We start from the raw sequence: 6,297 nt of genomic DNA on the forward strand, positions 1-6,297 counted from the left end.
GCGCGGCCCACTAGAGACGCTTCCCTGCGTCTGGCTTTATCTATTGCGGAACGAACCGTAACCAGTTCAGGTTGAAGTAATTGCCGGTCATGGACACGCGCAGCGTATAGGTCCCCGCCGGCACGTAAAAGGCGGACGAGCTTATGGTGTGCCAGTTTTGCCATCCGCCGGTTGAGTTTACTCCTTGGTTCGGCACCACGTGGCTACCATCGAGCAGGATATCAAAGCTACCATCGCTTGAGTTCGATGCGACTCGGGACTCAACCACGTAGGTGCCTTCCTCCAGATCAACGTCGTACTCGAGCCACTCGCCCGCCGCAATCCATCCGACGTTGTGATCGCCCGATACATCGGAGGTGGTTTCGATATCGACATCGTCATTTCGATACGCCCCTCCGGTGTTGCCGGACGTGGAGTCTGAATAGTCGATATAGTCTTCCGCTTCGACGAGCACTTCAGCGCCGGCTGCGGTATTCTCGCCGCCGCTGGGTTCACCGCCCTCTTCTGACTCATTATTGGCTGGCTCGGCGCTGGTTGCGTCGCCGGTGTAGAGCTCGAACCAGTCAAGCAACGTATCGTTTTGGCCTACATCGGTTTCCAGTACGAACGTGATAGTAGTGGCGGCACTGGTTAGCTCGAAATCGATCTGCTTGACCTCGCGGCTGGTCGAGTTGAAAGCGGTTTGACCGTGTGCAACGCCATCCACGTACAGGCTGATGCCGGCGGCGGTTGTGTTGGTGGACGATCCCGATACCAGAACACTGTATTGGCCCGCCGGAAGTGAATCGACAGAGAATTCTACCGAATCACCATTGCCGTAGAGGGTAACCCCTGAGTACGGAGAGGTCATGGGTCCGCGATAGGACGGAGAGATCAAGCCCGCTTCGAACTCATATTTCCCCAAAAGGGTCGATGCGCCTGTGTCATCATCGCCATTCCCCTCTTCCTGGGAGCCGTCGTCGCCCTCACCTTCATCAACCGCACCGTCATCTCCGCTGCCATCGTTGCTATCCGCCGCAGCCACGGTTACGGCCACCACGGCGGTGTCGGTGTCTGTGCCGTCGGAAACGGTATAGGAAAAGCTATCAGGGCCGGAAAACCCGCTATTGGGCGAATAGGTCAGTTGCGAACCTGAAGCGGTTACCGTGCCGTTTCCACCTTGGGTGAAGCTAACAACCTCCAGCATGTCGCCGTCAGCGTCTGCATCATTCTGAAGCACATCAATGCCCGCCGATACGCCAGCACTGGTCTGCAAAGTGTCGTCCTGAGCCACGGGCGCTGCGTTTGACGGACAGCTATTGGTGTCTTCGCACGACGGCGGCTGAGTGAAATCACATTCCCCTTCCGGGCAAATGATGTTGAACTTGCCGCTTACGTGCAGCATGCCAAACAAGTACAGGCAACCGTCGTAGTAGCGGTATTTTCCTGTCGGAACGGGTGTGTCCCACAGTGCCCGCACAAACTTCCAGGCTCTTTGGTCATCCGCCGCCAAGCTCGCCACGGCATTCATGGCAACCAGGCCAGGGGAATGGTCGGAATTGTTTTCGTAGGGTACGCCATCGAGTTCGTAAAGGCTGGAGTAGGAGTCTACGCCTTCACTTTCAAAGAAGCTTTGCAGCCGGTTGGCCCAGGTGACTTGCCAAGGGTCCTTTTGCCACCACGAGTAATCCATCGCGGCGTTGCCGATGGTGCGCCAAGCGTCGTATTGAAAGGTATCTTTCCAGTGCTGGAAATCGCCGTGCGGCCTGCCATCGAAGTACGCATAATCCGGTGAAAGCCCGGTTTGGGCATGCGCGGTTGTCTGGAAAAAGTCGCGGCTTGACTCGGCCAACTCGGCCCAAAAGGCGTTGTTGTCATCGGCCCAGCGTGCCCAGAGCTCGTAGAACGCCGGCAAATGGTAGGAAGGGTCAGTCCAGTTTCGGTCCGTGGGCGTCGCCGGGGAAAAGGTAATTTGCATTTGTTCGTGATCGAACAAGCTTATATATTCCAGTTCTCCGCCATTGGCATACCGTGTCTGGCCGTTGTTGTACATGTCGTCCAGTATTTGATTGGCTTGGGCGCTGTAATTGAAAATCCCCTCGCCATCGCCCCAAAGGTGGGAGGCAAAAAACAAGGCGGTGGCAAAGTACTCCTCGCCATCCGGCGCTGGGTTTTTATCGATCACTTGGCCGTCGGTGTTGACCTGCCAGGCAAAATAACCTTTCATATCCCCTTCTTTGTTGAGCGAATAGGTGTTCGCCCACTTCCAAAGGCGGTCAAAGTCATCCTTTCTTCCCAGCTGAACGGCCATCATCATGCCGTAGGACATACCTTCGCTGCGGACATCATCGTTACCGACGTCCCAAATGTAAGCCATATCGTCGCCCACGGGGATGAAAATGGCTTCATTTTCCTGGTCGGGGCTGTGGAACAGTTGGTCGTAAACTTCCTGTACGCGAGCATCAACCTCGGCCTGGGAAATGCCCATTTCTTCAAAGAGGTTTCGGTATACGCCCGACTCGTAGGCGCCCTGGTCGGGAAGAACGGGAGGTGGCGGCGGCGGAGGGATATCCCCTACCCTGTGCAGCTCGTACCAGTCGACAAAGGTGTCGTTGGCTCCGGTATCGCTTTCCAGAACAAACTGCATCGTAGAGGACTCAGGGTATTGCTCCAGTGAAAACTCGAGGCTTTTTAGGCTGGGCGTAGTGCCAGAGAAGCCGACCTGCCCCAGCTTCTTATCACCTAAATAGACGCTAATGCCGGCGGAGCTACTGTTGCTGCTCGCCCCCCGAATATCCAACCTGAATTCACCGGGGACACCGGAAATGGTTGTCTCCAGCTCAACACCATCGCCATTCCCGTAGGTCGCTACCCCCGTAAAGGGCGAATCGATGAGTGATGAATAGCCTGGCAACAGAACACCGGTTTCCAGTTCGGCTTTTTGCAGCAATTCCGCTTGCGCCATATGGGCGGCGAAGAGCGTGCCACAAAACAGTAATGCTTTTTTGTAGTTTCTCATTATTGATTCTCCGTTGGGTGTGTACTGGATCTCCTTGTCGTTACCTCTCCAGTCGTGTTGGCCAACCGTGTTTAGGATCCAAGCGGAACAGGGTAATCCTGTGATGGTCTAAATGACAACAAGGCGGCGACGCCCCCAAAAGCGACATTACGTGTCAAATGAGGAGGTAAAAGGTGAAACCGTTTGCAGTAGCGGCGACGCACTACGCCAGGGTCTGAGGTAAATCGGAATTACCATGCCATCAGTATGATAAAAACCGGTTACATTCCGAGCGACTGTTTGGAAGTCGAGGAGATGTGCGTAAAGGTAAAAGAATCGGGCCAAAATGAGACTGTGTCCGGTTACACAAATTCGTCGTCGCCCGTGGCCGAGGGAGTTTGTCACGCCGGTGAAATGACCCCGGAAACTGTCGAGCAGAAAGCCATGGAGGCACTGGAATGGGTGGCTGAGGAGATTTGGGAGCGGGCGTTATTGACTTTTACCCACCTCGGCCCCAATGTAACCTCATTACCTCTAGAGCCACCCTGGCATGAGCTATCTATCGGAACAGACAACCGCTTCGCCACAGCGCCTTGGTCGCGCTTTGTGGCTGGGTTTGCTGTTGTTGTCCGGGCTTTCCATCGGGGTGTGCCTCAATCAATGGTCTTCCTCCCCTGGCGGTCTGGCCCATCTCGAAGATGACTCATCGTTCCAGCTAAGTGTTCCCTCTGACACGCCCCGATGGTGGTACCGCCTCGGCAATGAACTCCCCAATGATTCCCTTGATGAGAACAAATCGCCGATAGCGCTCGCTTCCAGCCTCAACGCCCTTACCACCAAAGCTCCGGGGCCTCGCCCCTCTGCCCTCGCCCGCCAGACTTTCCTTGGCTTGGGCGCCAATACCCATGCCCCCAGGGGCCCGCCACTCGTTTAATCCGTTTCGAGAAAACAAACTTAACCCACGGATTTAACGAGGAATTTCTATGAAGTCCCTGAAAACCCGGGCCATTGTTTATGGCCTGTTGATACTGCTGGGCCTGCTCAGCGGGCTACCCAATGTGTTACCGAACTCCAGCCTTGAACGCTTACCGAACGGGTACAGCCAGAACCAACTGGCCCTGGGGCCGGACTTGAGCGGTGGCTCTCACCTGCTGCTGAATGTCGATACCGGCGAGCTGGGCCTAGAAACAATGCCGGCTGCCGAACAAGCGACGGTGCTGGATGATGTGATGGAAAAAAGCCTGGAGATGGTTCGCCGACGCCTGGATGAGACCGGCTTGGTGGACCCGACCGTCACCCGCCAGGGAGAAGACGGCATTCTGGTTCAGCTCCCCGGAGTAGGCGATCCCGGCCGTATTCGGGAGCTGCTAGGCACGACCGCGAAAATGACCTTTCACTGGGCCGCCAACGAAGAAACCCTGGGGCCTGTCATCACGTTGAAAGATCACGAAACCGAGGCACACTATCAACTGGAAAAAGCGGTGGCGTTGAAGGGCGAGCATATCCGGGACGCCCGCATGGCATTTCAACAGAATACCGGTGAACCGGTGGTCACCTTTTCGCTGGATAACACCGGAGCGCGCCGCTTTGGGGAAATGACGCAGAATAATATCGGCCGCCCCCTGGCGGTGGTTTTGGATAATGCGGTCCTGACGGCCCCGGTTATCCGTTCGGCCATTATGGGTGGCAGCGGTGAAATCAGTGGCGGTTTTACCTCGAAGGAAGCCAGTGACCTGGCATTAATGCTTCGGGCGGGTGCCCTGCCCGCGCCGCTGAACGTGGTAGAAGAACGGACCGTGGGACCCGAGCTCGGCAGCGACTCCATTGCCATGGGCGTCAGCACCGGCATTCTGGGCACCGTACTAGTTTTCGGGTTTATGTTGGTGGTGTACCGACGCTGGGGCTTGATTGCCTGCACGGCGTTGGCCATCAATATTGGCTTGATTTTTGGCTTGTTGAGCCTGTTTCGGGCCACTCTAACGCTGCCGGGTATTGCGGGCATTATTCTGAGTATCGGGATGGCGGTGGACGCCAACATATTGGTGAACGAACGCATTCGGGAGGAACTGCGTGGCGGCAGTCGCCCCTGGAAAGCGCTGAGCGCGGGCTTCGGTCGCGCCTGGGCAACCATTTTGGATTCAAACATCACGACGTTAATCGCCATCAGCCTGCTCTATCTCTTCGGCAGCGGCCCGGTACGGGGCTTCGCCGTCACCATGGCCATCGGCCTGCTGACTTCACTGTTTACCCTGACCGCTGTCGCACGGCTTTTGATGGAGTGGCGGGTTAATCGCCTGGGTCGAAAGTCGCTCAATCTCTCGGGCCCCGCCGGGTTCGGCCGAGATGGGAAAGCGCCCTGGAACATCATGCGCGCCCGCATTGCCGGCGTCACCTTGTCCGCTGTGCTGTCATTGGGCTCCATCGGGCTGTTTATGTATCCGGGGCTAAACTATGGCATCGACTTTACCGGGGGAAGTGTTATCGAAGTAGAGGCCCCTTCCCTGTCCGTGGATGCCCTGCGCTCGACCCTTGCCGATGATCCTACGCTGGCCGGCGCCGCCATTCAGGAGTTCGGTAAACCGGGCTATTTTCAGGTTCGGTTACCCACCCACTCCGCTGAAGAGGTCGCTTCGGGGGCCGCGGTTACGGCGCTTAAAGCGGACGTGCTCAAAGCGGACGACGACGCCAAGTTCCCGAGAGTGGAAATGGTCGGCCCCAAGGTCAGTGGGGATTTTTCGGAGGCCACCGTACTGGCGATTCTTATCGCCGGCGCGGGCATGCTGGGTTACCTCTGGTTTCGCTTCGAGTCCCACTTTGCCATGGCGGCCACGCTGACCTTGGTGCTGGACCTTGCAAAGACCATCGGTTTTTTTGCTCTAACCGGTATCGAATTCAACCTAACGGCCGTGGCGGCGCTATTAGCGCTCATTGGCTATTCGGTGAACGACAAAGTTGTGGTATTTGATCGGATACGGGAGAAGCTCCGGGAAGACCCATCGCAACCAATGCTACCGCTGATGAATGCGAGTATCACCGCCACTTTGAGCCGCACACTGCTGACATCCGTCACGACTTTCCTGGCGATTGTTCCCATGGCCGTCGCCGGGGGTAGCGCTGTCGCCAGCTTTGCCTGGCCTATGTTATTTGGCATTGTGGTGGGCACAAGCTCTTCCATCTATATTGCGGCGCCGTTGCTGTACTGGTTGAGTCTGTGGCGCAGTCGTCGCGGTCTGGCTCAATTGCGACCTACAGAAGAAGGTTCTTCGTAAAACTCTGTGGAGCGCTACGGCAGCATATCGAGCTTTCCACAGTGAAACAGT

Annotated in this window: 2 protein-coding genes; one reads left to right on the plus strand and one right to left on the minus strand. The window is 56.6% G+C overall.

Going from position 1 to position 6,297, the window contains the following annotated elements; all coding sequences use genetic code 11:
- Window positions 1-40: 40 nt before the first annotated feature.
- Window positions 41-2,998, minus strand: a complete 2,958-nt coding sequence (locus AAE514_RS15565) for a glycosyl hydrolase family 8 (RefSeq protein ID WP_347332475.1) — start codon at window positions 2,996-2,998, stop codon at window positions 41-43.
- A 962-nt stretch (window positions 2,999-3,960) separates the two neighbouring features.
- Here AAE514_RS15565 and secD point away from each other — a divergent pair.
- Complete coding sequence (gene secD / locus AAE514_RS15570) at window positions 3,961-6,246, plus strand: protein translocase subunit SecD (RefSeq protein WP_347332476.1); 2,286 nt, start codon at window positions 3,961-3,963, stop codon at window positions 6,244-6,246.
- The last annotated feature ends 51 nt before the right edge of the window (window positions 6,247-6,297 follow it).

The organism is Marinimicrobium locisalis (assembly GCF_039822625.1).
Taxonomy (GTDB): domain Bacteria; phylum Pseudomonadota; class Gammaproteobacteria; order Pseudomonadales; family Cellvibrionaceae; genus Marinimicrobium; species Marinimicrobium locisalis.

Bases quoted from the DNA above. Each gene is read 5' to 3' on its own strand.
- secD (WP_347332476.1), top strand. From the start codon at position 3,961: ATGAAGTCCCTGAAAACCCGGGCCATTGTTTATGGCCTGTTGATACTG.
- AAE514_RS15565 (WP_347332475.1), bottom strand. From the start codon at position 2,998: ATGAGAAACTACAAAAAAGCATTACTGTTTTGTGGCACGCTCTTCGCC.